Genomic DNA, 23,946 nt, shown 5'->3' with positions numbered 1-23,946 from the left:
GGGTGGGTACAGCGGGCACAACGAAAGTGTTCTGCGTGTACAAAAAAAACAAGCCGGGCCGCAATGATCCGATAAAAGGGCCGGGCACATGGAGTTGCGCGGATTGGCGTTTCTTGCTCGCCCCGCGACCCGGTTCACGGAAGGGCGCAATTGGGACGCGCACGCCCCACACTGCCCCATCTCCGCCCCGGCCCGCGGGATGCGGAGGGGGGTGTGGGCGGCGTATCTTGTTCGCGACGACGACGTTTTACCCGCTACGGAAGCAGCATGAACCGGTTCCGCTCCACCGCGCCTCTGGGAGTCGCGCTCGCGCTCCTCCTGGGGGGCGCCTGTGCTCCCGCGATGCAGACCCCCTCCGCCGCCGCGCCCTCGGGGGTGAAGCGGCTGCGGGTGGTGCACACCAACGACATCCACGGGCGCATCCTGCCCCAGCCGCCGCGCTCGGGCGAGACGCGCGCCGCGGGCGGGGCCGCCGTGATCGCCGCACACTTCGACAGCGCGGCCGCGCACTTTCCGGGAGCCACCATCTTCCTCTCGGCTGGCGACGACATGCAGGGGACGGCCATCTCCAACCTGAGCTGGGGGCGCGCCACCATCGCGACCTTCAACGCGATGGGGTACGACGTGGCCGCGACGGGGAACCACGAGTTCGACTGGGGGCAGGACACGCTACGCAACCGCATGCGCGAGAGCCGCTTCCCCTGGGTGGCGGCCAACCTGTACCAGGCCTCCACCGGGCGCCGCGCGGAGTGGGTGAAGCCGTACACGATCATCGAGCGGCGGGGGGTCCGTATCGGGGTGGTGGGGATCGCCCTTCCCAACACGCCGGAGATGGTGGTGCCCGGGCGGGTGACGGGGCTGGAGTTCCGCCCCGCGGTTCCCGCCATCGACCAGGCGGTGCGCGAGCTGCGCGCAGCCGGCGTGGACTTCGTGGTGGTCACGATGCACATCGGCGCGGAGTGCCGCTCCCCCGGCGCCGCGCCCGAGGAGGAGTCGCGCGAGTGCGCGGGGGAGATGTTGGACGTGGCGAGCGCCCTCACCGAGCCGGTGGACCTGGTGGTCGGCGGCCACACGCACCTGCGCGTGCTGTCCACGGCCGGCGGCGTCCCCGTCGTCGAGGCGATGTCGTACGGCGCCGCGTACAGCGTCACCGACCTGGAGCGCAGCGGCGGGCGCACGCGCGTGTCGTACCGCGCCGTCCGCACCCCCTACGCCGACGAGGTCACGCCGGACACCGCCGTCGAGCGCGTGGTGCACCAGTGGGAGGCGAACGTGCGCCCCCTCACCGAGCGCGTGGTGCTGACGACGGCGCAGGCGCTCATCAACCAGGGGCGGGAGCGTCCGCTGGGCAACCTGGTGGCGGACGCGGTCCGCCGGGCGGCGGGGGCACAGGCGTCCATCATCAACAACGGCTCCATCCGCCGCGGGCTCCCGGAGGGGCCGGTGAACTACGGGGTGCTCTACGAGATGCAGCCCTTTCAGAACGCCGTGTACCGCGTGGAAGTCACCGGCGCGCAGCTCCGCGGCGCGCTGGAGAACGCCGTCGCCAGCGGACGCCCCACGGCGCACCTCTCGGGGATGACCGTCGCCTACGACTCTGCGGCGCCGCAGGGAAGCCGCATCCGCTCCGTGCGCCTGGACGGCGGCCGCGAGCTGGCCGACGCGGACCGGGTGACGCTGGGCCTCACCGAGTTCATGGCGCAGGGCGGCGAGCGCTACACCTCCCTCGCCGCCGGCCGCCGCACCGCCACCGGCCTGGTGGACCTGAACGTCCTGATCGACTACATGCTCTCCCTTCCGCAACCCGTGCAGCCCCCCGCGATAGGGCGCTGGCGCAACGTGCGGTGAACAATCAGAGCCCGTAGGAGCAGGTCACGTCTCGAGGTGGAGCTGCGGCCCGAACAGCACCCTCTCTCGCCGCACGGGGTTGGTCGCGCAGTCGTTCAGCGTCGCGGCGATGTTCGGCCACAGGAGAGCTCCGTAGCCGTAGTCGTCGGGTCCGCCTTCGGCAAGCCTCAGCGCCGCGGCGCGGAGTATACCGGCGAGCGCACGCCCTGTGTTGGAGCCCCAATCGAACCCGATGCGCCGTCCAAGCTGGAGGAGGAGGGCGGCGAGACCCGTGACCACGGCCGTCGCCTGACTGGTGCCCACCACGCGGGCGTAGGCGCACTCGGGGTCGCCCGGATCGATCCCCACCAGGATTCCGCGGCGTGAGCGGGGCGCGACCACGCCGCCGCGCCCGATCCCGGCAAGGTGAAGCGCCTGGTGGAGGAAGTCCGAGGGCTCGCCGCCAGGCACCACGACGTCCGGTTTGACGAGGCGCGACCTCGTGTCCAGCCCCGGATCCGCGCGCGCCACCCCGCCCCTCATCGAACCGTCCAGGTATAGCGGCCCACGCCCGGAGGCCGGCGCCACCCGGAAGTCGGGCGGCGCCAGGGCACCGACGCACAGCACCTCGGAGAGGTTGCCGGGCCGCACAACCGTGCCCGGCGAAGGCCCGTCGTTTCCGGCGGCGGCCACGCACAGCACCCCATGCTCCGCCGCGTACCTGAACGCCGCGTCGCGCTTGTTCAGCCGGATCGGCCACTTCCACGGCGGCGGACCCGCGGCGAACCCGTGCTCGCCGCCCGAATAGTTGATGATGTCGGCCCCCAGCTCTACCGCGCGTAACACCGCCTGCGCGAGATCGTTGCTGTAGGCCGTCATGCCGCTCCCCACCTTGAGCACGATCAGCTCGGCGCCCGGCGCGATCCCGGCGAACCGCCCCCCAGACGCCTCGCCGCTCCCCGCGATGATGCCGGCCACGTGAGTTCCGTGCCCGTGCACGTCCGCGATCGACGCCGAAAGGCAGCACGACGCGCTGTTCTCCAGATCTACCTTGCCGTGGAGGTCGGGGTGATCCAGGTCGATCCCCGTGTCCAGCACCGCGATCCGTACACCGCCCCCATCCACGCCCGCGCCGCCGCACTGGATGGCCTCGCGCACCCGTTCCATAGGCAGCCATGAAGAAAGGGCGGAACGCCGTCGCATTCCGCCCGAGTAATCCGCCGTTGGCGCGTGAGTCACGCCACGTGCATGACCCTGTCCATCTCGATCTCCTCCACGAACTCCAGCGCCGCGAGCGCTGCGACACCCGACATCGGCATCCAGGCCGCGATGGCGTTCAGCGGGCCCAGCACATGGCGGACGGTTCCACCGTTGTCGTTCACCGCCTGGACGAGCACCTCCAGGGACCCGGCCGCGGCCTGGACGGCGACCGGGATCTTCTGAGAGACGTCCAGGTAGTCCGTCGCCAGCAGCCGAGCCAGCGCATCATCCAGTTTGGCGAGCTCCACTCCGCTCATCGCTTAGTCCTGGCCGCCGTGGACCCGTTACGCATGCACAACTCTACCCGTCCCGCTGCGTGCTGGCAAGCGATCCGGGCGCCAATTTCGACCCGGTTTCGCACGAGGTGTCAGAGATGGCGCGCCGAGACTGACCACTCCGCGCCACCGCTCGCCAGCAGTGTCCTCGGCCGCGGCGAAAGGAGCGGCGGGGCTGTCGCGCGGGTGGGGCGCGGCGCATCTTGCAGAGGGTGGCGAGTCCACCCGAGTAACCCCAGCGAAGGAGATGCGCGTGAGCACCGTAACCGCCCCGGCCCTGCCGGACGCCGCCCGCGCGGAGGCGTTCCGCGCCAACATGCGCAGCCGCGCCAGGATGCGGGCGTACTTCATGTCCAAGCTGCCGCTGGCCTGGTTCGCCGGGCTGCGGGTGCGCCATCTGGACGCGGCGCGCTGCGAAGTGGTGGTGCCGCGCGGCTGGCGCACGCAGAACCCCTTTCGCAGCACCTACTTCGCCGCCCAGGCCATGGCCGCCGAGCTGTCGACCGGCGCACTGGCGATGGCGGCCGTGCAGGGGGCCGGCGCCCCCGTCTCCATGCTGGTGACCGAGATGAGGGCGTCGTTCGGCAAGAAGGCCGTCTCCGACGCCACCTTCGCCTGCGCGGACGGGGAGCGGATCGCCGCCGCCGTGGCCGAGACGCTGCGCACCGGCGAGGGCACCACCGCGGAGGCGACCAGCGTGGGGCGGATGGAGGATGGCACGGAGGTGGCAACCTTCGTCTTCACCTGGTCGTTCAAGCGCAAGAACTGATAAGTCGTCAATTACCGGCTCGATCAACCACGGCCGCATGGGCCGCACGGGGTCGTCCGCACGAGAGGAGGCACGCATGGCACGACGCCCCAACTACGGCTTCGAGAAGCGTCAGAAGGAGATGCTGAAGCAGCAGAAGAAGGACGAGAAGGAGGAGAAGAAGCGCGCTCGCAAGGAGCGCGAGGCGGAGGGCGGTGTGGAGGAGGGGGCGGAGGACGACGACACCGCGGCGGACGACGACGAGGACGCCTGAGAGTGGCCGCCGATCCCGGCGCGCCGGCGGTGGACGGGCTGGACCCCGAGCTGCGCCGGCGCATCGCCGCGCTGAGCGACGAGGGATGGGAGATCTGGGAGCGCTTCGACGTGGACGTGCGGCGGAACGACTGGCACCCCTTCGTCCCGGCCGACTACGAGCGCGTGCTGGAGGCGCTCGTGGCGCAGCGTGGGGCGGGGCTGCGCTTCCTGGAGTGGGGCTCGGCGACGGGGGTCATCACCATCATCGCCGACCTGCTGGGCTACGAGGCGTGGGGGATCGAGCTGGACCCCGCGCTGGTGGAGGTGGCGCGCGGCCTGGCGTCGCGCTACGGCTCGGGGGCGCGGTTCGCGGCGGGGAGCTTCATCCCGTCCGGCTACCGCTACCGCCCCGCCGATGGCGACGGGCGCCTGGGGACGATCGGCCACGGCGCCTCCGCCTACCCCGAGGTCGGCCATCCGCTGGAGGACTTCGACGTGGTGTACGCCTACCCCTGGGGCGGCGAGGAGGCGATGATGATCGACCTCATGCGCGCGTACGGCGGCCGCGGCGCGCGCCTTCTCCTCCACGGTGGCGAGGGCGTGCGCGTGTACCGCGACGGCAAGCCCGTCTAAATAGTACCATCTCGACAGAACCCTGGGGCGAGCTCAGGGCGCAAGGTGTCACGCAAAGGCGCGAAGACGCCAAGGAAGACTAAGAAGTACTTTCTTTGCGCCTTTGCGCCTTCGCGTGAGACCCTTTCCTTCCTTGCGCACCCCAGGATGGGTCAGTCGCGCGTCACACGGCCGCCGGCTCGGCCACGATGGACGGCACGGCGTCCGCCGCGATGGTGCGGCCGTGGCCGTCGGCGGGGCCCATCTCCTCCACGCCGCCGGGGTAGACAAAGGAGTCGCGCGGCGCGTAGAAGCACGATCCGGCCACCACCTGCAGGGGGGCGGCGGGGCGGAGCGCGTACACCGGGTGCCCCGGCTCCAGGAATTCGATGGAGAGGACGCCGTACGACGTTGCCAGGTCGCCGACGTACGGGTAGAGGCCGCTCACCAGGCGGTTCTCCACGCGCGTGATGTAGCGCAGGTGGCCTGCCGCGACCGTCGTGTCGCTCCCTACGCGGGCGCGGGTGCGGATGATGGCGGTGCCCTCGTCGTACGTGGTCGCCGTCATCACCCCGTCCGCCACGTCGACCGTGGTGGTGCCCGGCGTGGCGGGAACGCCGCGCTCCCGCACGTATGCACGGACCCGCTCCGACGAGTTGAGGTAGTGGGTGAAGAAGCGCGCGGGGGTCACGTTGTCGGGAGCGAAGAGGCCGTCCAGGTCCAGCCCGAGGTAGGTGAGCGAGTACGCGCCGAACCCGGTCGTCTGCTCCGCCGAGTCCACGACGTACTGGTTCATGTACACGGCGCGGTTCCTGGCCGGACGCAGCGCCCGCGGAAGGAGCCGCGCGCAGGCGTCGGGATCGGCCGGGATCCAGCTCGTGTAGCTCATCCGGCTGTCGAGGACCATCTGCGGGGAAGCGAGCGGCGTGCTGGACATGGAGTCCCTCCGAGCGGCAAAAGAAGAATCGGTTTGATGTTTACGTCGATTCTACCTCCGCCACCCGCCTCCCGAATGGGTAGCCTGACCCATCACGACAAAAACTCACAAGTTGTGCGCCCGCAACGAGAACCCCCGCCTCCGCCGTTCTCTCCGCGCCTCCGCGCCTCCGCGTGAGACCTGCCGTTACCCAACCGGCCCGCGCCCCAGCCGCTGGTGCGCCGCGGCGAACTCTCCCGCGGCGAGCGCCCCCACGATCGACACCTCCCCCGCCAGCGCCACCGCGGCGCAGATTTCCGCAAAGCGCCCCGCCTTCCCAGCTCCCACGCAGTCCAGGATCGCCAGGCACTCGCGCGCCGTGGGGAGCCGCGTTCCGCCGCCGACGGTTCCCACGATCAGGTTGGGAAGGGTGAGCGCGACGTACAGGTCGCCGTCGCGCACCTCCATGCGCAGCACGGCCAGGCCCGCCTCCGCCACGCACGCCACGTCCTGCCCGCACGCAACAAAGAGCGCGGCGAGCGCGTTGGCAACGTGGCTGCTGGCCCCCATCGCCCCGGTCTGCACCCCGCCCAGCAGCCCCATGCGCCAGCAGTCGCACATGCGCTCGGGGGTGGCGCGAAGGCCGCGCGTCACCAGCGTGCGCGGGAGAAGCGCCTCGGCCGTCACCCGGCGCCCGCGCGTGTTGAGGAAGCGCGCGGCGGATGCCTTCTTGTCGCCCGAGAGGTTGGACTCCACGAACCAGTACTCTGGCCGCACGGGGGTCCGCTCCAGGATCTCGCGGCAGATGGCGGCCGTCGCGAACGTCACCATGTTCTGCCCCGCCGCGTCACCGGTGCGGTAGGAGAACATCAGGTAGACGTGGTTCGCCTCCAGGTGCGCGCGCATCCACACCAGGCGCCCGTAGCGCGACTCGCGCGCGGCGATCTCGCGAAAGAGCTCCACCCGGGCCGTGGCCCACTCCGCGAAGCGCGCCGCCTGCGCCAGCCTGGCGAAGGCGAAGGCGGGCGCGCGCTGCACCTCCTCTTCCACCAGCATGCACACCGCGCCCCCGGCGCGCGACAGGATGCGGGCACCGCGGTCGTAGCTCGCCACCAGCGCCCCCTCGGAGGTGGCGAGCGGAACGAACACGTCCTCGCGCAGGTGCAGCCCGTTCACGCGCAACGGCCCGATCAGCCCCACCGGCAGCTGCGCCATCCCCACGAAGTGCTCCACGTTGCCGCGCAGCGCCTCCGGGTCCGGCGGCCCGCCGCGCCCCTCCAGGTACGGCACCTCCACCCCGCGCCCGCGCAGGAACGCGATCCGCCGCGCCTGCCCGGCGCGCGTGGAGTCGAGCGGCATGGGAACGCGAAGGGGCACCGGGCGCTCGCGCGGCGGCACCGGGGCCAGGCGCGCTTCCCAATCGTGGTACGCTGCGGGGTCTCTGTCGTCCATCGAGCTGGAAGCGGGCATCCGGGAATCGTCGCGAACCCGCCCCTAGCCGCACGCTCCGGGCCGGACGCCGGGCGCGAGGGAGAGATTACACGAGATTCTCTGATGGATGCACGCCTTCTGGCGGCCCGCCGAGCGGCTATTCGGACGGTGTGACGGGCGTGGACGTGCCGGGCGGAACCGGGCTGTCCGGATTGAACACCTCGAACAGCTCCGCCGTCGCCGCGACGTTCAACCGCCGGTCCGCGGACGCGAACCGGAAGTCCGCCCAGGGGGCCGCGTGACCCCTCGCGGCCATCCCTGTGGCGAGGTGGATCGCGTCGATGGCACGTAGCCGATGCCGGCGAGTCAATTCCGCGGCGCGAGACACGAGATCCTGCTTCGGTTCCAGGACAACGTAGTCACCGAAGTCGTGTACGAGGCGCTCCCAGACCTCCTCCGCCTCAATCGGGGTGAGCTCGCCGGCAAAGGTCCGCCGGGAAAGGGCCGAGACAGCCTCGACGAACGCGAGGCTGGAAGTGATCACCCGCGTATCAGCAGGCGCCGCCCCAAGCTCCCTGAGTACCTGACGCACGTCTTCGGTTCCCTCCTCCCAGAAGTACGCCTTCACCAGCACGCTGGCGTCGAAGTAGTAGTACTTCACCATTCGTACTCTTCGCGCTCTTCAAGCACGGCGGCGGTGAGTGAGGTGTTGGAATGCAGCGGCTCGGGGAGAGGACGATTCGGAGCCGGCCTCATCGGCCAGACCGTAATCCCGTCCTCAGCGAGACTTGTGATGAATGCCTGGACGTCTGGGGGCAGGTTGCTCAGGTCCGGGAGAGCTGGAGTTGTCTCGTTCTTCAGCATCGGAAAGCTCCTTGGTGGCGGGTGTTCCGTACGCTATAGAATACCGCGCAGCCTAAGGTGCAGTTCCTACCGCTTTTACGCGCTTGAAAGCTGCCAGCGGGAGACCAAACTATGCCGCGTCGGCCGCGTTGAGAGCTTCGCGGGCGGCGCGGTAGCCTTCCTCCAGGAAGTACTGCGTGCGACCGAAGTCCCAGCCGCCCAGGTGGCCGATGCGCGGGCGGATGTAGACCACCGGCGGTCCCTGCCAGCCGTCCAGGCAGCGCTTCCGCTGCTCCTGCAGGTTGAGTGTCAGGACTCGCTCGTGGATGGCGACCATGCCGCGCTCGAAGTACTTCTCGGCCGGCGGCGTCATCTCGGAGCCGACGTCGACGGCGATGATGCGGGCGGCGCCCCACGCGGCGGCCTGGCGCACGGGGAGCACGTCCAGCACCCCGCCGTCCACCAGCACGTCGCCGCCGATGCGCGCGGGGGGGAAGTAGATGGGGATGGCGCACGACGCGTACACGGCGTCCACCACCGGCACCTCGTCGTTGGCGCCGCTGCCGAACCACACCTCGTTGCCGGTGACGAGCGAGACCGCGTTGAGGCGGAGGGGCTTCTGGAGCTCGGAGAAGGCCTGGACGGGGAGCGTGCGCTCCAGGTAGGCGCGGAAGTGGTCGCCGCGGAACACCGCTTCCTCGCGCACGCCGCCGAAGAGCATGGCGCGCCGGTTGATGGCGACGATGTCGTCCTTGGTGAGCTTGCGCGCCAGCTCGGCCAGCTCGCGCCACCCCCAGCCGGAGGCGAGCCCCGTGGCCATCATCGATCCGATGCTGGTGCCGATGAAGGCGCTCACCTCGATCCCGGCCTCCTGCAGCGCCTTCCACACGCCGATGTGGGCCACGCCCTTCATCCCCCCGCCGCCCAGCACCAGCACGGTGCCGCCCACCGGCGCGGGATGTGGAAGCGGAGTCTGCGGTTCAGGCATGGCGGCGGTGTGTGCGGGGGGATGGGTCGCGTGGGATGAGGGTGCGCGGGAAGCGTGCCCGCGGCTCCGCCAGTTCACGGAGCGGACACCCGTCTCTGTCGGGCGGACGCAAGGTGAAGGGATGAAAAGGGTTCCGGTTTGCCGCGGGCTCCATTATCTTATCGGTCTTCCCGCACGATCCACCTCCCAGAAACCGAGCCGCCAATGCGCATCCTACTTGCCGCACTCGTCCTTTCCTGCGGTGCCGCCTCCGCCGCATCGGCGCAGCAGGCCGACAGCACCAAGCAGAGCAGCCCGCGGGCCGCCGTCACCGTGCTGGTGGTGAACCGCACGACCGAGGAGCTGCGAGTGAGCGGCCGCGGCGTGAGCCCGGTGCGGATCACGGCGGGGCGCACGGGGTGCGTGACGCTGAGCGCCAACCCTGGCGACGTCGTGCTCAACGCCGAGATCGTGGGAAGCGACCTGGGAGTCACGATGGCCGCGCGCCCGGCCGGATCGGACGAGCCCGCCGGCACCCCCCGCGGCACCGCGCGCCGCCGCACCATGCGCTCCAAGGCGTTCGCGGCGTCGGCGGCGCCTGCGTGGGAGTGGATGATCGCAGGGTACACCGCGGACCAGGCGGACGTTGTGCCGGCCACCACGGCCTGCTCCAACTGACCGCATCGCGCGGTACTCGGGGAAAAAAGAGGGGGGAGCCCACCGCGGCTCCCCCCTCTCTTCATTTGAAGATCAGCGGTTCAGGCGCATGCCTCCGCATCATTCTTGCGACCCGCCCGCACCCCCTTTCCGCGGCACGGCAGGAAGCTTGACGCGGGCGGAGTGCGGGGGTAGCTTGCCCCTGATAAGGAGAATCATTATTGGGAGACGCGCCCATACGGGAGCGGAACCCGGCGGGCGGGGTATCACGAGGTTTCCCGCCGAACGCGACGCACAACGACTACCGGCCGGCCCCGCGCGGGCCGCCGTCCCAGGAGACCGAACGAGATGGCCGAGCCGCTGCTGAAGATCACCAACCTCCACGCCGAGATCGCGGAAGACGGCACGGAGATCCTGAAGGGGCTGGACCTGGAGCTGCACGCGGGCGAGATCCACGCGATCATGGGGCCCAACGGCTCCGGGAAGAGCACCCTTTCCAAGGTGATCTCCGGGCACCCCGCCTACGAGGTGACCGACGGCGACATCCTCTTCAAGGGAGAGAGCGTGCTGGACATGGAGCCCGACGAGCGGGCCCGCGCCGGCATCTTCCTCGCCTTCCAGTACCCGGTGGAGATCCCGGGCGTCTCGGTCGCCAACTTCATGCGCACGGCGCTGAACGCCAAGCGCGGCGAAGAGGTCGACATCTTCGACTTCCAGGACGAGCTGGAAGGGCGCATGGGGATGCTGGAGATGGACCCGGCGTTCGCCATGCGCTCCGTGAACGACGGCTTCAGCGGCGGCGAGAAGAAGCGCAACGAGATCCTGCAGCTCGCCATGCTGGAGCCGCAGCTCGCCGTGATGGACGAGACGGACAGCGGCCTGGACATCGACGCGCTCAAGATCGTGACCAGCGGGATCAACAAGATCAAGGACGAGCGCCAGGACATGGCCGTCCTCCTGATCACGCACTACCAGCGGATGCTCAACTACATCACCCCCGACCGGGTGCACGTGATGGTGGAGGGGCGCATCATCCGCTCCGGCGGCCCGGAGCTGGCGCTGGAGCTGGAGGAGCGGGGGTATGATTGGCTCCGGGAAGGGGCCGCGGTCTGAGGGGAAGGTGCGTTAGTGCGTTAGTGCGTGAGTGCGCTTGGAAGGGCGCTTCAAACGCACTGACGCACTGACGCACTAACGCACTTTGGTTCCATCCTGAGGAGGCACACCGATGCCCGTTAACGAAAGCGTCGCCGCACTGAACCTGGACGAGTACAAGTACGGGTTCCGCGACGAAGAGAACTACATCTTCAAGAGCCGCAAGGGCCTGGACGAGGACATCGTCCGGGAGATCAGCGGGCAGAAGAACGAGCCGCAGTGGATGCTGGACGTGCGGCTCAAGGCGCTGAAGCACGCGCTCAAGCGGCCCTGGCCCACCTGGGGCGGCGACCTGAGCGGGCTGAACTTCGAAGACATCTACTTCTACATCCGCCCCAGCGAAAAGACGGGGCGCACGTGGGACGAGGTGCCGGAGGGGATCAAGAACACATTTGAGCGCCTGGGGATTCCGGACCAGGAGCGCCGCATCCTGGCCGGCGTCGGCGCCCAGTACGAGAGCGAGGTGGTGTACCACTCGCTCAAGAAGGAGTGGGAGGACGCCGGCGTCATCTTCAAGGGGATGGACGACGGGCTGCGCGACCACGAAGACATCGTGCGCCAGTACTTCGGCACCGTGGTGCCCTTCCGCGACAACCTGTTCGCCGCGGTCAACACGGCGGTGTGGTCCGGCGGGTCGTTCGTGTACATCCCCAAGGGGGTGAAGCTCGACATGCCGCTCCAGGCCTACTTCCGCATCAACGCGGAGGCCATGGGGCAGTTCGAGCGCACGATGATCATCGTGGAAGAGGGCGCCCAGATCCAGTACATCGAGGGCTGCACCGCCCCCACGTACGCCCAGGACTCGTTCCACTCGGGCGTCATCGAGATCATCGTCAAGGATGGCGCGCGCTGCCGCTACACCACCATCCAGAACTGGTCGCACAACGTCTACAACCTGGTGACGCAGCGCGCCATCGTGGGGCGTGACGCCACCATGGAGTGGGTGGACGGCAACCTGGGCAGCAAGCTGACCATGAAGTACCCGTCGTGCTACCTGAACGGCGAGGGCGCGCGCGGCGAGATCCTCTCCATCGCGTACGCGGGGCCGGGCCAGCACCAGGATGCGGGCGGCAAGGTGGTGCACAACGCGCCGCACACCAGCAGCCGCATCGTCAGCAAGAGCATCTCGCGCGGCTCGGGGCGGTCGTCGTACCGCGGGCTGCTCAAGGTGGAAGAGGGCGCCCACCACGCGCGCAGCAACGTGGAGTGCGACGCCCTCCTGCTGGACGAGGAGGCACGTACGGACACCTATCCGTACATCGAGATCAACGACCCGACCTCGCAGATCGGCCACGAGGCCACGGTCAGCAAGATCGGCGACGAGCAGCTCTTCTACCTCATGAGCCGCGGCCTCAGCGAAGACGAGGCGGCCACCATGGTGGTGCGCGGGTTCATCGAGCCGATCGCCAAGGAGCTTCCGCTGGAGTACGCGGTGGAGCTGAACCGGCTGATCGAGCTGGAGATGGAAGGGAGCGTAGGGTGAACCGCGGTGCGTGAGTGCGTTAGTGCGTGAGTGCGGAAAAACCCCGCGCTCACGCACTTCCCGCCTCACCCACCGGCATCGAACGCACTCACGCACTTACGCACTAACGCACTTTTCTACCGACCTGGACATCGTGACCAATACATCTGTCGCCGCCGAATCGCTCGGCGTCTTCACGCGCGACCAGGTGGAGATCCTTTCCGCGCGCAAGGTGGAGGCGGAGTGGCTGCGCCTGGCACGGCAGCGGGCGCACGGCGTCTTCGCCGAAACGCCCATGCCCACCACCGAAGCCGAGGAGTGGCGCTACACCGACATCGGGCGGATGCTGCGCCTGGATGCCTTCTCCTTCGCCGACGAGGCCGCCCCCGCCACGGTCGACGCGCTGCCTGCCGCGCTGCGTGCTCTGATCGCCGAGGCGGGCGAGGGCGCGCGCGCGGTGCAGGTGGATGCCTCCGTTGTGCTGCGCGACCTGCCGCCAGAGCTCGCGTCGCAGGGCGTGATCCTGATGTCGCTGGAGAGCGCGGCCGCCGAGCACGCCGAGCTGGTGCAGCGTTACCTGGGGAGCGCCGTGACGCCCGAGGAGGGGAAGTTCGCCGCCATGAGCAACGCCTTCTGGAGCGGCGGCTTCTTCCTGTACGTGCCGAAGAACGTGCGGGTGGAGACGCCCGTGCGCCTCTACCGCTGGCTGAGCGGCGCGGGGACCGCGGCGTTCGGGCGCCTGCTGATCGTGGCCGAGGCCGGCGCCGAGATCGCCATCGTGGACGAGCTCGCCTCCGACGCCATGTCGTCGCCCACGCTCTCGGTGGGCGCGGCGGAGATCGTGGCGGAGGACGGGGCCAAGGTGACGTACGTGTCCGTGCAGCGCTTCGGGGCGGGGGTCTCGCACCTGAGCACGGACCGGCTGGTGGCCGGGCGCGACGCCAAGATCACCACGCTCTACACCACCCTCGGCGGCGACCTGAGCCGCGCGGACGCGCAGTGCAGGCTGCAGGCGCCGGGCGCGCACGTGGACATGCTGGGCGTGTACATCGCGCAGGGGACGCAGCACTTCGACAACGAGACGCTGCAGGACCACATCGCGCCGCACGCATCGAGCAACCTGCTCTTCAAGGGGGCGCTGCAGGACACGGGTCGCTCGGTGTTCCGCGGCCTGATCCGCGTGCACCCCAAGGCGCAGCGCACCGACGCGTACCAGACCAACCGCAACCTCCTGCTGAGCACCGGCGCCCGCGCCGACTCGCTCCCCAACCTGGAGATCCAGGCGGACGACGTGCGCTGCTCGCACGCCGCCACGGTGGGGCAGCTGGACGAGGAGGAGCTCTTCTACCTCCTCTCGCGCGGCATTCCGCGCAGCGAGGCGGTGCGGCTGGTGGTGTTCGGCTTCTTTGGCGAGGTGCTGGAGCAGCTTCCGCTGGAAGGCGTCCGCGCCGAGCTGGTGCGCGCCGTGGAGCTGAAGCTCGCGCGGCGGGGGCTGTAGCCGGTGGTGTGGGTGCGCGCGGCCTCCGTCGATGACGTGGCGGAGGCATCGGCCATCGACGTTGAGCTGAACGGAGTGCGGGTCTGCCTGGCGCGCGTGGGCGACGAGTTCTACGCGCTGCAGGACAACTGCTCGCACCGCGACTTCCCGCTCTCCCCGGGCGAGGTGGACCCGGACGAGTGCACCATCACCTGCGAGTGGCACGGCGCCATGTTCGACCTGCGCACCGGCATCCCCCAGTGCCCGCCCGCCGTGCGCCCGGTGCCCGTGTTCACCACGCGCGTGGAGAACGACTCCGTCTTCGTGGACATGCCGGAATAGCTGAAAACAGATGGGCCTCACGCAGAGGCGCGGAGACGCAGGAGAGAACTCCGCGATCTCTTCTGCGTCTCTGCGCCTCTGCGTGAGATCGTTTTCCTTTGGATGGCAGGAACACCCATGTCGCTGATCGCCGAGATGCCGGCCGTGCTCAACGCGGAGCTGATCCGCGCGGACTTCCCGATCCTCCAGCAGGAGGTGAACGGGCATCCGCTGGTGTACCTGGACAACGCCGCGTCCACGCAGAAGCCGCGGGCGGTGCTGGACACGCTGGCCGCGTACTACGAGCACGACAACGCCAACGTGCACCGCGGGGTGCACACCCTTTCGGTGCGCGCCACGGAGGCGTTCGAGCTGGCGCGCGGCAAGGTGGCGGCGCTCTTTGGGATCGCGGACCCCGCGGAGCTGATCTGGACGCGCGGCACCACCGAGGCCATCAACCTGGTGGCCTACAGCTGGGGCCTCGCCAACCTCCGCGCCGGCGACGAGGTACTCCTCTCCGTGATGGAGCACCACAGCAACCTGGTGCCCTGGCAGATCATCGCGCAGCGCACCGGGGCGAAGCTGCGCTTCCTGGACATCGACGACCAGCAGCGCCTGGACCTCTCCAACCTGGACGAGCTGCTGACGGAGCGCACGAAGCTCGTCTCCATCGTCCACGTGTCGAACGCGCTGGGGACGATCAACCCGGTGCGCGAGATCGCGGCGAGGGCCCACTCGGTGGGGGCGGTCGTGCTGGTGGACGGCGCCCAGTCCGCGCCGCACCTGCCGGTGGACGTCCCCTCGCTGGGATGCGACTTCTACGCGTTCAGCGGCCACAAGATGTGCGGTCCCACGGGGATGGGCGGCCTGTGGGGGCGGCGCGCGCTGCTGGAGGCGATGCCCCCCTTCCACGGCGGCGGCGACATGATCGAGTGGGTGGAGCTGGAGCACTCCACCTACGCGCCCCTCCCCAACCGCTTCGAGGCGGGGACGCCGCACATCGCGGGCGCGGTGGCCCTCGGCGCGGCCGCGGAGTACCTGGCCGGCATCGGGCGCGACGCCATCCTGGCCCACGAGCGCACGCTGCTCGCCTACGCGCTGGAGCGGATGGCGGACGTCCCGGACCTCACCGTCTTCGGCCCGCGCGACCCGGCGGAGCGCTCGGGGGTGATCTCCTTCACCCTGGGCGACGTGCACCCGCACGACCTGGGCACCATCCTGGACGCGGAGGGGATCGCCATCCGCGCCGGCCACCACTGCGCCCAGCCGCTGATGCGCCGCATGGGCGTGGGCTCCACCGCGCGCGCCTCGTTCTACCTGTACAACACGGTGGACGACGTGGACCGGCTGATGGACGGGCTGGGGCGGGCGCGGAAGCTGTTCGGACTGTGAAAGAGGGGAATGGGGATTGGGGAATGGGGGAATGGTAAAAAACCACCCCATTTTCCGCGCTCCATGCCGTTCCCATTCCCCAAAACCCATTCCCCATTCCCCGCAGTCCCATGTCCCTGCCGCTCGAATCCGTCTACCAGGAGCTGATCCTGAAGCACTACCGCTCCTCCAAGCACCGGGGAGAGGTGGAGGAGCCGAGCGCGGCGGTGGCGGAGAGGAACCCGCTCTGCGGTGACGACATCTTTCTGACCGTGCGCGTGCGTGAGGGGATCGTGGAGGACGTGCGCTTCTCGGGGCAAGGGTGCGCGATCTCGCAGGCCGCCGCCTCGATGATGTGCGAGCACGCGGTGGGGAAGTCGTGGGACGAGATCCACGCCGTGGCGGACCGCTTCCGCGACCTGATGCACGGCAACGAGGAGGCCGCCCGCGACCGCGCGCTCGGCGACATGCGGGCGCTGGCCGGCGTCGCCAAGCTCCCGCGCCGCGTGAAGTGCGCAATGCTCGGCTGGGACGCGCTGGCGGAGGCGGAGAAGCGCGCGTCCGAGTAGTCTGCCCCAGCAGGAAGCCGCCCCGGGAACCATCCCACGCTCAGAAGATGTGGGGCGGTGCGGCTTTTCCAGGATGGGAGTGCTTGTCCTCTGTGGGATCACTTGGTGAAACAATTTACATTGACCCGAATCTCACGCCTACTTATCATTTTAGGACTGCCACACCCTGTATCCGCACGCCCTTCGGCTTCAGCGGCGCTCCCCAGAGGTACGCATGTTCCTGCCTTTCCACCATCCATTCCGTAGCTGTACTCACCTTCTGCGCCACCTCCTCACGGCGCTCGCGGCTACCACGCTCCTGGGAGCGTGCGACGACCCCGACGACGCTATTTCCGGCGCCTCAATGGCGCCGCAGACTCTCAGACCCTACGTCGCCGGTGCCGCGGCGGTGAGCCTGAACTCGAAAGGGCTCTTCGACCTCCCAAAACCGGAGGCACCGGGAAGCCGTCCCATCATCACTTCTGAAGAGGCCGGCCGGCTCGCGCTCGCATCCGTGAAGAGCTGGGGTCCGTCGCTACAGGCCTCCTGGTCGAAGGAGCGCGGCGAGGCAATCGACATCTCGAACCTCACCCTCGGGCCGCGCACGGTGTTCGCGCGTACCCCCTATGGGGAGCTTCCGAGCGGCCAACATCCGGCCATAGTGCGCGTCCATGGCCCGTATTACCTGGTGACCCTCTACTCCGCCTCGACGCCCGTGCTGCTGATTTCGGTAGCCGCCTACAACGAGGGAACGAAGGTCAACAACCGTGGACTGATCGACAGGGCGCAGCACCGGGGGATGGAGTTCGTCTCCCATGCACTCCCGATCGACACCACCCAAGTACGAATGATCTCTCCCGAAGAAGCGGTGGAGTCCGTGGGGCGTGCCACTGGGGCCCGCGTCGTCACCACGCCGGAGCTGGTTCGGCCCCCGTTGCCATATTCTCCCGCTTCCTCGATGTGGAAGCTGACGCTGGACCGCGATGTGTCGGTGAAGGGAGCGGGCGGCGTCAGGCGCACGCGCCAGATCTTCGTTGGCCCCGAGCGAGATCGGAGGATGATGGCAGCGGTGCCGGGAAACGGGCGCACGCTGCGCAGCTTCGGGGTGGACGTGTCCGGGCAGAGCCAGCGTCCCGTGCCCATCGACTTGCCAATCGTGGACGGCGAGTCCGCCTCCTACGAGCGAGTGGACCTCGTGCGGGGAGGAGAGTGACATGCTTCGATCCGTAGCGGTACTGCTGGCCTGCACGGCCCTGGCGGCGGCGGATTGTGGCGGCGATGATGAGATCGCGAACTGCGCGGTTTCACAAGAGAACGCCGGACTCTACGAGTTGGAATTTGAGCTGGTGATCCCAGCAGAGTGCCCGGTCCCGCTGGCGAACCCCGGCATCGAGAAGAAATACGCGGCGGCGAAGATCTGGGACCGTGGCACCGAGGACATGTATTATGCATCCGTGAAGGTGAGGAACTCCGCCGGCAAGGAGGTCGAGAGCGAGTTGACGATTTTCCTCCGCGACTTCGTAGGGAACCGGTATGCCGTTCCGCGCGCCGAATTCGTGGCGGCGTCGGGTGCGGGAACGTTCACTGACACGGACCTGGTGACGTTCCACGCGTCTAGCCAGACGGGGAACAAGCTCGCGCAAGGGAGAACCACGCTCAGGTATCGACAGACCACATTGTCGACTCGGCTGGTCGGTGAGAAGATCCCACCGCCCAACACTACTCAGACCTGGAGCGCACCCGTGACGGGCGGCTACCCCGGCTTCACGTACGCGTGGTATCGTGATGGAATGCTCGTTGGGAGCAGCCCGACCTACACGGGCACGGTCGGCACTGGCGATTCGAATCTCCGTGTCGAAGTCACCGACCAGACGTGGAGCACGGTCGCCGCGGTACTGTCGCTGAACGTGGGCGGGATCGAGGCGACGATCGACGGCCCCACAGTGGTGTACGCTTCTCAGGGAGCTCAGACCTGGAGCGCGACGGCGAGGGGAGGCACGGGGACCTACACGTTCGACTGGTATCTGGACGACATCTATGCAGGCAGCGGCATCACGTGGAGCTCGTACCCGGGAGAAAACTGGCACCGCCTGGAGGTCAGGGCACAGGACAGCGCAGGCGAGTTCGACGCGCATGCACTCAACGTCCACGGATTCGGTGACAACGATCCCGGTTGCCAGCCCGTTCCGCCGCAGCTGACATGCGGGCCGTCCTGAAATCCGAGCTGGGGGAGGGCTGATGTTTGGCACATCCCGCCGATTGGCGGCCGCAATCCCGGTGTCGTGCGCCGTACTGCTCCTCGGGTGCTCTGAAGGTCCCACGGGCTCGCCGGGCGACGCGGAGGAGGTGCGGCAGTACGTCGCCGGTTCGGCGGAACAGCGGCTGGGCAGCGATGGGCTGTTCACGTACCCACAGGCAACCGCGCCCTCCTCGGCCGCGATCATTACGGAACAGCGGGCCCGGGAACTTGCCGCTTCCTTCGTGCTCAGCTTTGGCCCTGCCTCGAAACCGTTCTGGGACAGGGAACGAGGCCGTGCCATCGACGTCACTCGCCTGAGAGCCGACAGCCGCGTTTTCTTCGTGCACACGCCGTACGAGCTCTTCCCCGAGGGCTACCACCCGGCGTTCCGGCGCGCATTCGGGCCCTTCTACCTCTTTACGCTGGCGACTGGGCGTGAGCCCGAGGTGCTCGTGGCGGTGTCCGCGTATTCCAACGATGTCGGGATTCATCCAGACGGAAAGCTCGACATGCCGCGCCAGAGCGGGATGGAGTTCGTGGCGTCGGGCGTACCAATCGGCGCGGCTCTCGACGGCAATGGCTCGCTTCTCGGCCCAGAAGAGGCGGTGGTTCGTGTGGGCCGGGCGACGGGAGCCCGCGTGATCGAGGTTCCCGATCTAGTGATGTTGAACATCCCGGAGGGGCCGCTGAACGGAGCCTGGAAGCTCTCGCTCGATCGCGACGTGCGGGTGCGTACGGCCGCCGGCGCAGAGATGCGCACCATTTCCACGCTCTACTTGAGCCGGGTACAGGGCCGCCAAACCCTCATCGCCGCGGCGGTCCAGCCGTCGTACCAGGACGTTCCCGCGCGGCGTATCGGGCCGGCGGGCGAGGATCTCGGCCAGGAGCTCGTGCGCCTACCCATCATTCCCGGGCGGACGGCCGTCTTCGAAGAGGTGACAGTCGTCGGCGGGTGATCTGGTGCGCGCACGCGGGTGCAGCACACGCAAGCCGCCCCCACACCCGGTTCGGGTATGGGGGCGGCTTTCCGTTTGGCGCTGCCGACGGTCAGGGAGCCGGGATGGCCAGGTTGGCGCTGGCCCCCGGAGCGGAGCACCCGGCGACGTTGCAGGCGCGGACGAAGTAGCGGTACGTCTGGCCCGCCGTGACGGTCGCATCGGTGAAGCTCACCGCGCCCGCCGCCAGCCTGCCGAGGGTCTGCGACAGTCCCATCGACCCATCCGGGTTCATCGTGCGGCGCGCAACGGTGAGCGAGGTTTCGTTGGCGCTGGCGTCGGTCCAGGTCACCTGCACCCCCGAGCCCGCCGCCAGGGCCGCCACGACGTTCGTGGGCGGCACCGGGATGGTGGGGGCGGTGACGTTCGCCGTGGCCGCCACGGCGGAGCAGCCGGCCAGGTTGCAGGCGCGCACCTGGTAGCGGTACGTCTGGCCCGGCGTGACGGTGCTGTCCGCGAACACCGTCGCGTTGGCCGACACCGAGCCGATCGGCTGCGGCGGGCCCAGGGAACGGTCCGGGTTCACCAGGCGGCGCGCGAGGGTGAACGACGTCTCGGTGGTGCTGGCGTCCGTCCAGGTCACCTGGATGCGGTTGGCCGCCACGGCCGCCGCCGCCGCGCCCGTGGGAAGGGCGGGAGCGCTGAGCGTCACGGGCGAGCTCTGCGAAGCCGCCGAGCACCCCGCATCGTTGCAGGCGCTGATGCGGTACTGGTAGGTGGCGCCCGCGCTCAGCGCGCTGTCCGCGGTGGCGGTGATGTTCGCCAGCGGCGAGGACACGTACTGCCACGGGCTCCAGGTGGTGTCGCCCGTCATCACCCGGCGAGAGAGCGAAAAGGCCATCTCGTTGCTGGAGAGGTCGGTCCAGGTCAGCCCCACCTTCGCCGGCCCCGCGATGGCGGCGGCGAGGTTGGCGGGGGCCACGGGCACCGCGGGCACAGTGACGTTGGCCGACAGCGTCACGCCCGAGTACGACGACCACCCGTAAAGCATGACGTAGTACGTGCCCGCGGCCGGCATCGAGCGGTCGCAGCGTTCGACGTTGCCGTTCAGGTACGGCCGGCAGTCGAACGCGGCCTGCGTCGGAGGCTCGGCGTACCGCACGTACAGGTCGGCGTCACCGGTGCCGCCACTGATTGTGACGGAGAGGCTCGTGGCGCCATTCGGCACGGTGACGGCGTAGTACGTCTCGCTTCCGTACGTGCCCGAGAGGTTGGTACGCGGCGTCCCGGACTGCAGCGGCAGTACGTCGGTCACCTGCACCGTGACGTCCACGAAGCGCGACGGGATGCCCGCGGCCGTGTCGCGCACCGCCACCTTCCCGGTGTAGCTGCCCGCGGTGAGCGAGGCGCTGGACACCGTAGCGCTCAGGGTGGTCGACGAGGCGGGCGTGAGCATCCCCGCGCCGGGGGCGACGGACAGCCAGGGGCGGTCGCTCGACGCGGTCCAGTTCAGGTTCAGCGTCCCGCCGTTGCTCAGGATGACGGGCAGCGACGCCGTGGAGCCCGCGAGCGTGGCGCCGTAGACGGCGCCGGCATCCTCCGCCGCCTGCCTGGGTGCGCCCTCGCCGGAGGCCGTGAACCGCTGCGCCGGGGCGTTTTCGGCCGGGGCGGCGGCGGCGGTGCCCTGGGTGCGCAGGAAGGTGAAGAAGAGCGACGACTTGTTCAGCACGATCGAGGGCGCCGGCACGGGCGGCGTGAGCCTGGAGTACAGCAGGTTGTTGGGCGAGCCGGCCGCGTCGCCGATCGCGCCGACCGTGCCCGAGGCGAGGATCGCCTGCGCCACCGCGGCGGGGGTGGCGGTCGGGTGGTCCTCCAGGTACGCCGCCGCTACACCGGCCACGTGCGGGGTCGCCATGGAGGTGCCGCTGATGGTGTTGGTGGCCGCGTCACCCGTGGACCACGCGCTCGTGATGCTCGACCCCGGCGCGAAGAGGTCGACGCAGCTTCCATAATTGGAGAACGACGAGCGCAGGTCGGCGGAGGTCGACGACGCCACCGTGAGCGCGGTGGGGGTGCTCGCCGGCGACCGGGAGCAGGCGTCCGTGCTCTCGTTGCCGGCCGCGACCGCGTACACGACGCCCGAGGCGATGGAGGCGGCCACCGCGTCGTTCATGGGGGCGCTCACGCTGCCACCCAGCGACATGTTCGCCACGGCGGGCTTCTGCGCGTTGGCCGTCACCCAGTCCACGGCGGCGACGATGGTGGAGGTCGCCGCGCCGCCCGAGCACCCGAATACGCGCACGGCGACCACGCTGGCGCTCTTGGCCACGCCGTACGTGCTGCCCGCGATGGTGCCGGCCACGTGCGTGCCGTGGCCGTGGCAGTCCTGGCCGTTTTGCCCGTCGCCCACGAAGTCGGCGCCCACGCTGGCGCGGCCGTTGAACTCCGTGTGCGTGGTGCGGATGCCGGTGTCGATCACGTACACCTTTACGCCGGCGCCGGTGGGCGTGTAGCTGAACGTGGTGCTCAGGGGCAGGGCGCGCTGGTCGATGCGGTCGAGCCCCCACGTCGCGTTGTTCTGCTGCGTCTCGTCGGGGGTGACCCAGCCGTCCTCCGACACGTACCTCACCTGCGGATTGCGCCGAAGCTGTTCCACGGCGGCGGGGCTCAGGTTGGCCGCGAAGCCCTTGATCGTGTTCTCGTAGCTGTAGTGGAGACGCCCGCCGTGCGCCGCCACCATCTCGCGGCCCACGGATGCGGCGCTGGCGACGCCGTTCTCCAGCACCACGATGTAGCGGCCTGGGATCGCCGCCGGGCCCGCGGAGTGCACCGGCGCCAGCTCTCCGGGCGCGCGCGCGGCGCCCAGCGGGCCAGTTGCCGGACGGTCGCAGGCGGCGAACGCCACGGCCGCGAGAACGGGGGCGAGCGTGCGGAGCCAAGGGTGCTTCGTCATTGAGGGCCATCCAGGGAAAGATGAAGTGCGCGTCCGCCGGGCTGGGATGCGGAGCGGCGGGGGACTGCGGGAACGCGAGTGGGGCTGGAACGGAGGAAGCGGTGTGCTGCCGCGATCCGTGCGACGCGAACGGAGAGCAGCAGGGGGTAAATTAGCCTCAACGGAACTGCGAGACAAGAACATCTGTCCGCGTTGATGGCGGGGCAAGCGCAACCGCATGGCACCCGCGTCGTTCTCTCCCCGCGGCCTCCGCGCCTCCGCGTGAGACCGGGGTTCCCCTTGTTATGAGCGGAGTTCAGGGAAAGATTGCGGGGTTCCGCGGGGCTCCACCTGAATGAGGGGATTCGGATGAACGGAATCGGGCGCAGGGTCGCCATCATCGACGGGTGCCGGACGCCCTTCGCGAAGTCGGGGAGCGACTTCAGGGACATGACCTCCACGCAGCTCGGCAAGATCGCCGTGCGCGAGCTCCTGTCGCGCACCGAGCTGGACGTGGAGCTGATCGACCACGTGGTGTACGGCACCGTCATCCAGTCGGTAAAGGAGCCGAACATCGCGCGCGAGGTCACGCTCGGCTCGGGCATTCCGCCGCGGGTGCCGTCGTTCACGGTGGGGCGCGCCTGCGCGTCGTCCAACCAGGCGATCACCTCGGCGGCGGAGCAGATCGCGCTGGGGATGGCGGACGTGGTGATCGCCGGCGGCGCCGAGTCGCTAACCGACGTGCCGATCCTCTTCTCCCCCGAGTTCCGCAACGCGCTGGTGAGGGCGTCCAAGGCGCGCACCCTGCCGGAGCGGCTGAAGGCGTTCGCCACGCTGCGCCTCAAGCACCTGGGCCCCGTGACCCCCGCCATCGCCGAGCCGACGACGGGGATGACGATGGGCGAGTCCGCCGAGCAGATGGCGCAGCAGAACGGGATCACCCGCGAGGAGCAGGACCGCTGGGCCCTGCGCTCGCACCAGCTGGCCGCCGCGGCGACGGCGGACGGGCGGCTGACAGCCGAGATCGCCCCGGCGTACATCCCCCCGAAGTACGACAAGGTGCTGCAGGAGGACAACGGCATCCGCGCGGACACCTCGCTGGAGAAGCTGTCGTCGCTGCGGCCGGTGTTCGACAAGCGCTACGGCACCGTGACGGCCGGCAACGCGTCGCCGCTGACGGATGGGGCGTCGGCGGTGCTGCTGATGAGCGAGGAGAAGGCGGCCGCGCTGGGCTACAGGCCGCTGGGCTTCATCCGCAGCTACGCGTACGCCGCGCTGGCCCCCAACGACCAGCTTCTGCAGGGGCCGGTGTACGCCGCGCCCGTGGCGCTGGACCGCGCGGGGCTCACCATCAAGGACATCGCCCTGCTGGAGATCCACGAGGCATTCGCGGCGCAGGTGCTCTCCAACCTGCAGTGGTTCGACTCTGACAAGATCGCGCGCGAGCGGCTGGGGCGCGACAAGGCGATCGGGATTCCGCCCGAGGACCGCATCAACGTGATGGGCGGCTCCATCGCAATCGGCCACCCGTTCGGCGCCACGGGCGGGCGAATCACGGTTACGCTGCTCAACGAGCTGCGCCGGCGCGGCGAGCAGTTCGGGATGATCAGCGTGTGCGCCGCGGGCGCCATGGGCTTCGTGATGCTCGTGGTGGCCGCGCCGTATTGAGCGCGCCCGCGCGTCCACCGGATGCGGGTGAGGCGCGCCCCGCCTGCGCC

Annotated in this window: 23 protein-coding genes; 15 read left to right on the top strand and 8 right to left on the bottom strand. The window is 69.5% G+C overall.

Annotation, left to right across the window (positions count from 1 at the left end):
• Positions 1–267: 267 nt before the first annotated feature.
• Positions 268–1,848 carry a 5'-nucleotidase C-terminal domain-containing protein gene (locus VF647_22280; protein HEX8454822.1) on the top strand — a complete coding sequence of 527 codons (1,581 nt, stop codon included), beginning with the start codon at positions 268–270 and terminating at the stop codon, positions 1,846–1,848.
• Positions 1,849–1,872: 24 nt separating this feature from the next.
• Here the strand turns inward: VF647_22280 and VF647_22275 are convergent, their stop codons facing one another.
• Complete coding sequence (locus VF647_22275) at positions 1,873–2,994, bottom strand: S8 family serine peptidase (GenBank protein ID HEX8454821.1); 1,122 nt, start codon at positions 2,992–2,994, stop codon at positions 1,873–1,875.
• 68 nt (positions 2,995–3,062) lie between these two features.
• Positions 3,063–3,344, bottom strand: coding sequence for a hypothetical protein (locus VF647_22270; GenBank protein ID HEX8454820.1), 282 nt, complete (start codon positions 3,342–3,344; stop codon positions 3,063–3,065).
• Between the two features lie 271 nt (positions 3,345–3,615).
• On the opposite strand from VF647_22270, the gene VF647_22265 reads away from it, so the two are divergent.
• The 3 genes from VF647_22265 (at position 3,616) to VF647_22255 (ending at position 4,998) form a co-directional block, all read left to right on the top strand.
• Positions 3,616–4,131, top strand: coding sequence for a DUF4442 domain-containing protein (locus tag VF647_22265; protein ID HEX8454819.1), 516 nt, complete (start codon positions 3,616–3,618; stop codon positions 4,129–4,131).
• A 76-nt stretch (positions 4,132–4,207) separates the two neighbouring features.
• Complete coding sequence (locus tag VF647_22260) at positions 4,208–4,384, top strand: hypothetical protein (protein ID HEX8454818.1); 177 nt, start codon at positions 4,208–4,210, stop codon at positions 4,382–4,384.
• 2 nt (positions 4,385–4,386) lie between these two features.
• Positions 4,387–4,998, top strand: a complete 612-nt coding sequence (locus tag VF647_22255) for a hypothetical protein (GenBank protein ID HEX8454817.1) — start codon at positions 4,387–4,389, stop codon at positions 4,996–4,998.
• Positions 4,999–5,161: 163 nt separating this feature from the next.
• Here the strand turns inward: VF647_22255 and VF647_22250 are convergent, their stop codons facing one another.
• From VF647_22250 to VF647_22230, 5 genes are all read right to left on the bottom strand, one after another.
• Entirely contained in the window at positions 5,162–5,914 is a 753-nt protein-coding gene (locus VF647_22250; protein ID HEX8454816.1) for a hypothetical protein, read from the bottom strand.
• 186 nt (positions 5,915–6,100) lie between these two features.
• On the bottom strand, positions 6,101–7,363 hold the full coding sequence (locus VF647_22245; protein HEX8454815.1) for a hydroxymethylglutaryl-CoA reductase: 1,263 nt from the start codon (positions 7,361–7,363) through the stop codon (positions 6,101–6,103).
• Between the two features lie 118 nt (positions 7,364–7,481).
• Positions 7,482–7,988: a type II toxin-antitoxin system VapC family toxin gene (locus tag VF647_22240; GenBank protein HEX8454814.1), complete on the bottom strand. Its 507-nt coding sequence runs from the start codon at positions 7,986–7,988 to the stop codon at positions 7,482–7,484.
• Complete coding sequence (locus VF647_22235) at positions 7,982–8,188, bottom strand: hypothetical protein (protein HEX8454813.1); 207 nt, start codon at positions 8,186–8,188, stop codon at positions 7,982–7,984. The genes VF647_22240 and VF647_22235 overlap by 7 nt, the downstream gene beginning before the upstream one ends.
• 109 nt (positions 8,189–8,297) lie before the next feature.
• On the bottom strand, positions 8,298–9,155 hold the full coding sequence (locus VF647_22230; GenBank protein ID HEX8454812.1) for a patatin-like phospholipase family protein: 858 nt from the start codon (positions 9,153–9,155) through the stop codon (positions 8,298–8,300).
• A gap of 204 nt (positions 9,156–9,359) precedes the next feature.
• On the opposite strand from VF647_22230, the gene VF647_22225 reads away from it, so the two are divergent.
• The 10 genes from VF647_22225 to VF647_22180 all read left to right on the top strand — a co-directional run bounded on the left by VF647_22225 (position 9,360) and on the right by VF647_22180 (position 19,317).
• Entirely contained in the window at positions 9,360–9,812 is a 453-nt protein-coding gene (locus tag VF647_22225) for a hypothetical protein (GenBank protein HEX8454811.1), read from the top strand.
• Positions 9,813–10,139: 327 nt separating this feature from the next.
• Positions 10,140–10,904, top strand: a complete 765-nt coding sequence (gene sufC / locus VF647_22220) for a Fe-S cluster assembly ATPase SufC (protein ID HEX8454810.1) — start codon at positions 10,140–10,142, stop codon at positions 10,902–10,904.
• A gap of 112 nt (positions 10,905–11,016) precedes the next feature.
• Positions 11,017–12,426, top strand: coding sequence for a Fe-S cluster assembly protein SufB (sufB, locus tag VF647_22215; protein ID HEX8454809.1), 1,410 nt, complete (start codon positions 11,017–11,019; stop codon positions 12,424–12,426).
• 133 nt (positions 12,427–12,559) lie between these two features.
• Positions 12,560–13,903: a Fe-S cluster assembly protein SufD gene (sufD, locus tag VF647_22210; GenBank protein HEX8454808.1), complete on the top strand. Its 1,344-nt coding sequence runs from the start codon at positions 12,560–12,562 to the stop codon at positions 13,901–13,903.
• A gap of 12 nt (positions 13,904–13,915) precedes the next feature.
• On the top strand, positions 13,916–14,224 hold the full coding sequence (locus VF647_22205; protein HEX8454807.1) for a non-heme iron oxygenase ferredoxin subunit: 309 nt from the start codon (positions 13,916–13,918) through the stop codon (positions 14,222–14,224).
• A gap of 135 nt (positions 14,225–14,359) precedes the next feature.
• A complete protein-coding gene (locus VF647_22200; GenBank protein ID HEX8454806.1) occupies positions 14,360–15,595 on the top strand; it encodes a cysteine desulfurase in 1,236 nt (411 codons plus the stop codon).
• 110 nt (positions 15,596–15,705) lie between these two features.
• Complete coding sequence (locus VF647_22195; GenBank protein HEX8454805.1) at positions 15,706–16,143, top strand: SUF system NifU family Fe-S cluster assembly protein; 438 nt, start codon at positions 15,706–15,708, stop codon at positions 16,141–16,143.
• Between the two features lie 214 nt (positions 16,144–16,357).
• On the top strand, positions 16,358–17,335 hold the full coding sequence (locus VF647_22190) for a hypothetical protein (protein ID HEX8454804.1): 978 nt from the start codon (positions 16,358–16,360) through the stop codon (positions 17,333–17,335).
• A 1-nt stretch (position 17,336) separates the two neighbouring features.
• On the top strand, positions 17,337–18,338 hold the full coding sequence (locus VF647_22185; GenBank protein ID HEX8454803.1) for a hypothetical protein: 1,002 nt from the start codon (positions 17,337–17,339) through the stop codon (positions 18,336–18,338).
• 130 nt (positions 18,339–18,468) lie between these two features.
• On the top strand, positions 18,469–19,317 hold the full coding sequence (locus VF647_22180; GenBank protein HEX8454802.1) for a hypothetical protein: 849 nt from the start codon (positions 18,469–18,471) through the stop codon (positions 19,315–19,317).
• A 91-nt stretch (positions 19,318–19,408) separates the two neighbouring features.
• On the opposite strand, the gene VF647_22175 is transcribed toward VF647_22180, so the two are convergent.
• Positions 19,409–22,249 carry a S8 family serine peptidase gene (locus VF647_22175; GenBank protein HEX8454801.1) on the bottom strand — a complete coding sequence of 947 codons (2,841 nt, stop codon included), beginning with the start codon at positions 22,247–22,249 and terminating at the stop codon, positions 19,409–19,411.
• Positions 22,250–22,597: 348 nt separating this feature from the next.
• Between VF647_22175 and fadI the strand changes: the two genes are divergently transcribed.
• Complete coding sequence (gene fadI / locus VF647_22170; protein ID HEX8454800.1) at positions 22,598–23,896, top strand: acetyl-CoA C-acyltransferase FadI; 1,299 nt, start codon at positions 22,598–22,600, stop codon at positions 23,894–23,896.
• Positions 23,897–23,946: the final 50 nt, after the last annotated feature.

This window comes from Longimicrobium sp., assembly GCA_036387335.1.
Lineage (GTDB): Bacteria > Gemmatimonadota > Gemmatimonadetes > Longimicrobiales > Longimicrobiaceae > Longimicrobium.
Note: the sequence above shows the minus strand (reverse complement) of the source record. Positions and strands in the feature narration are given on the sequence as shown.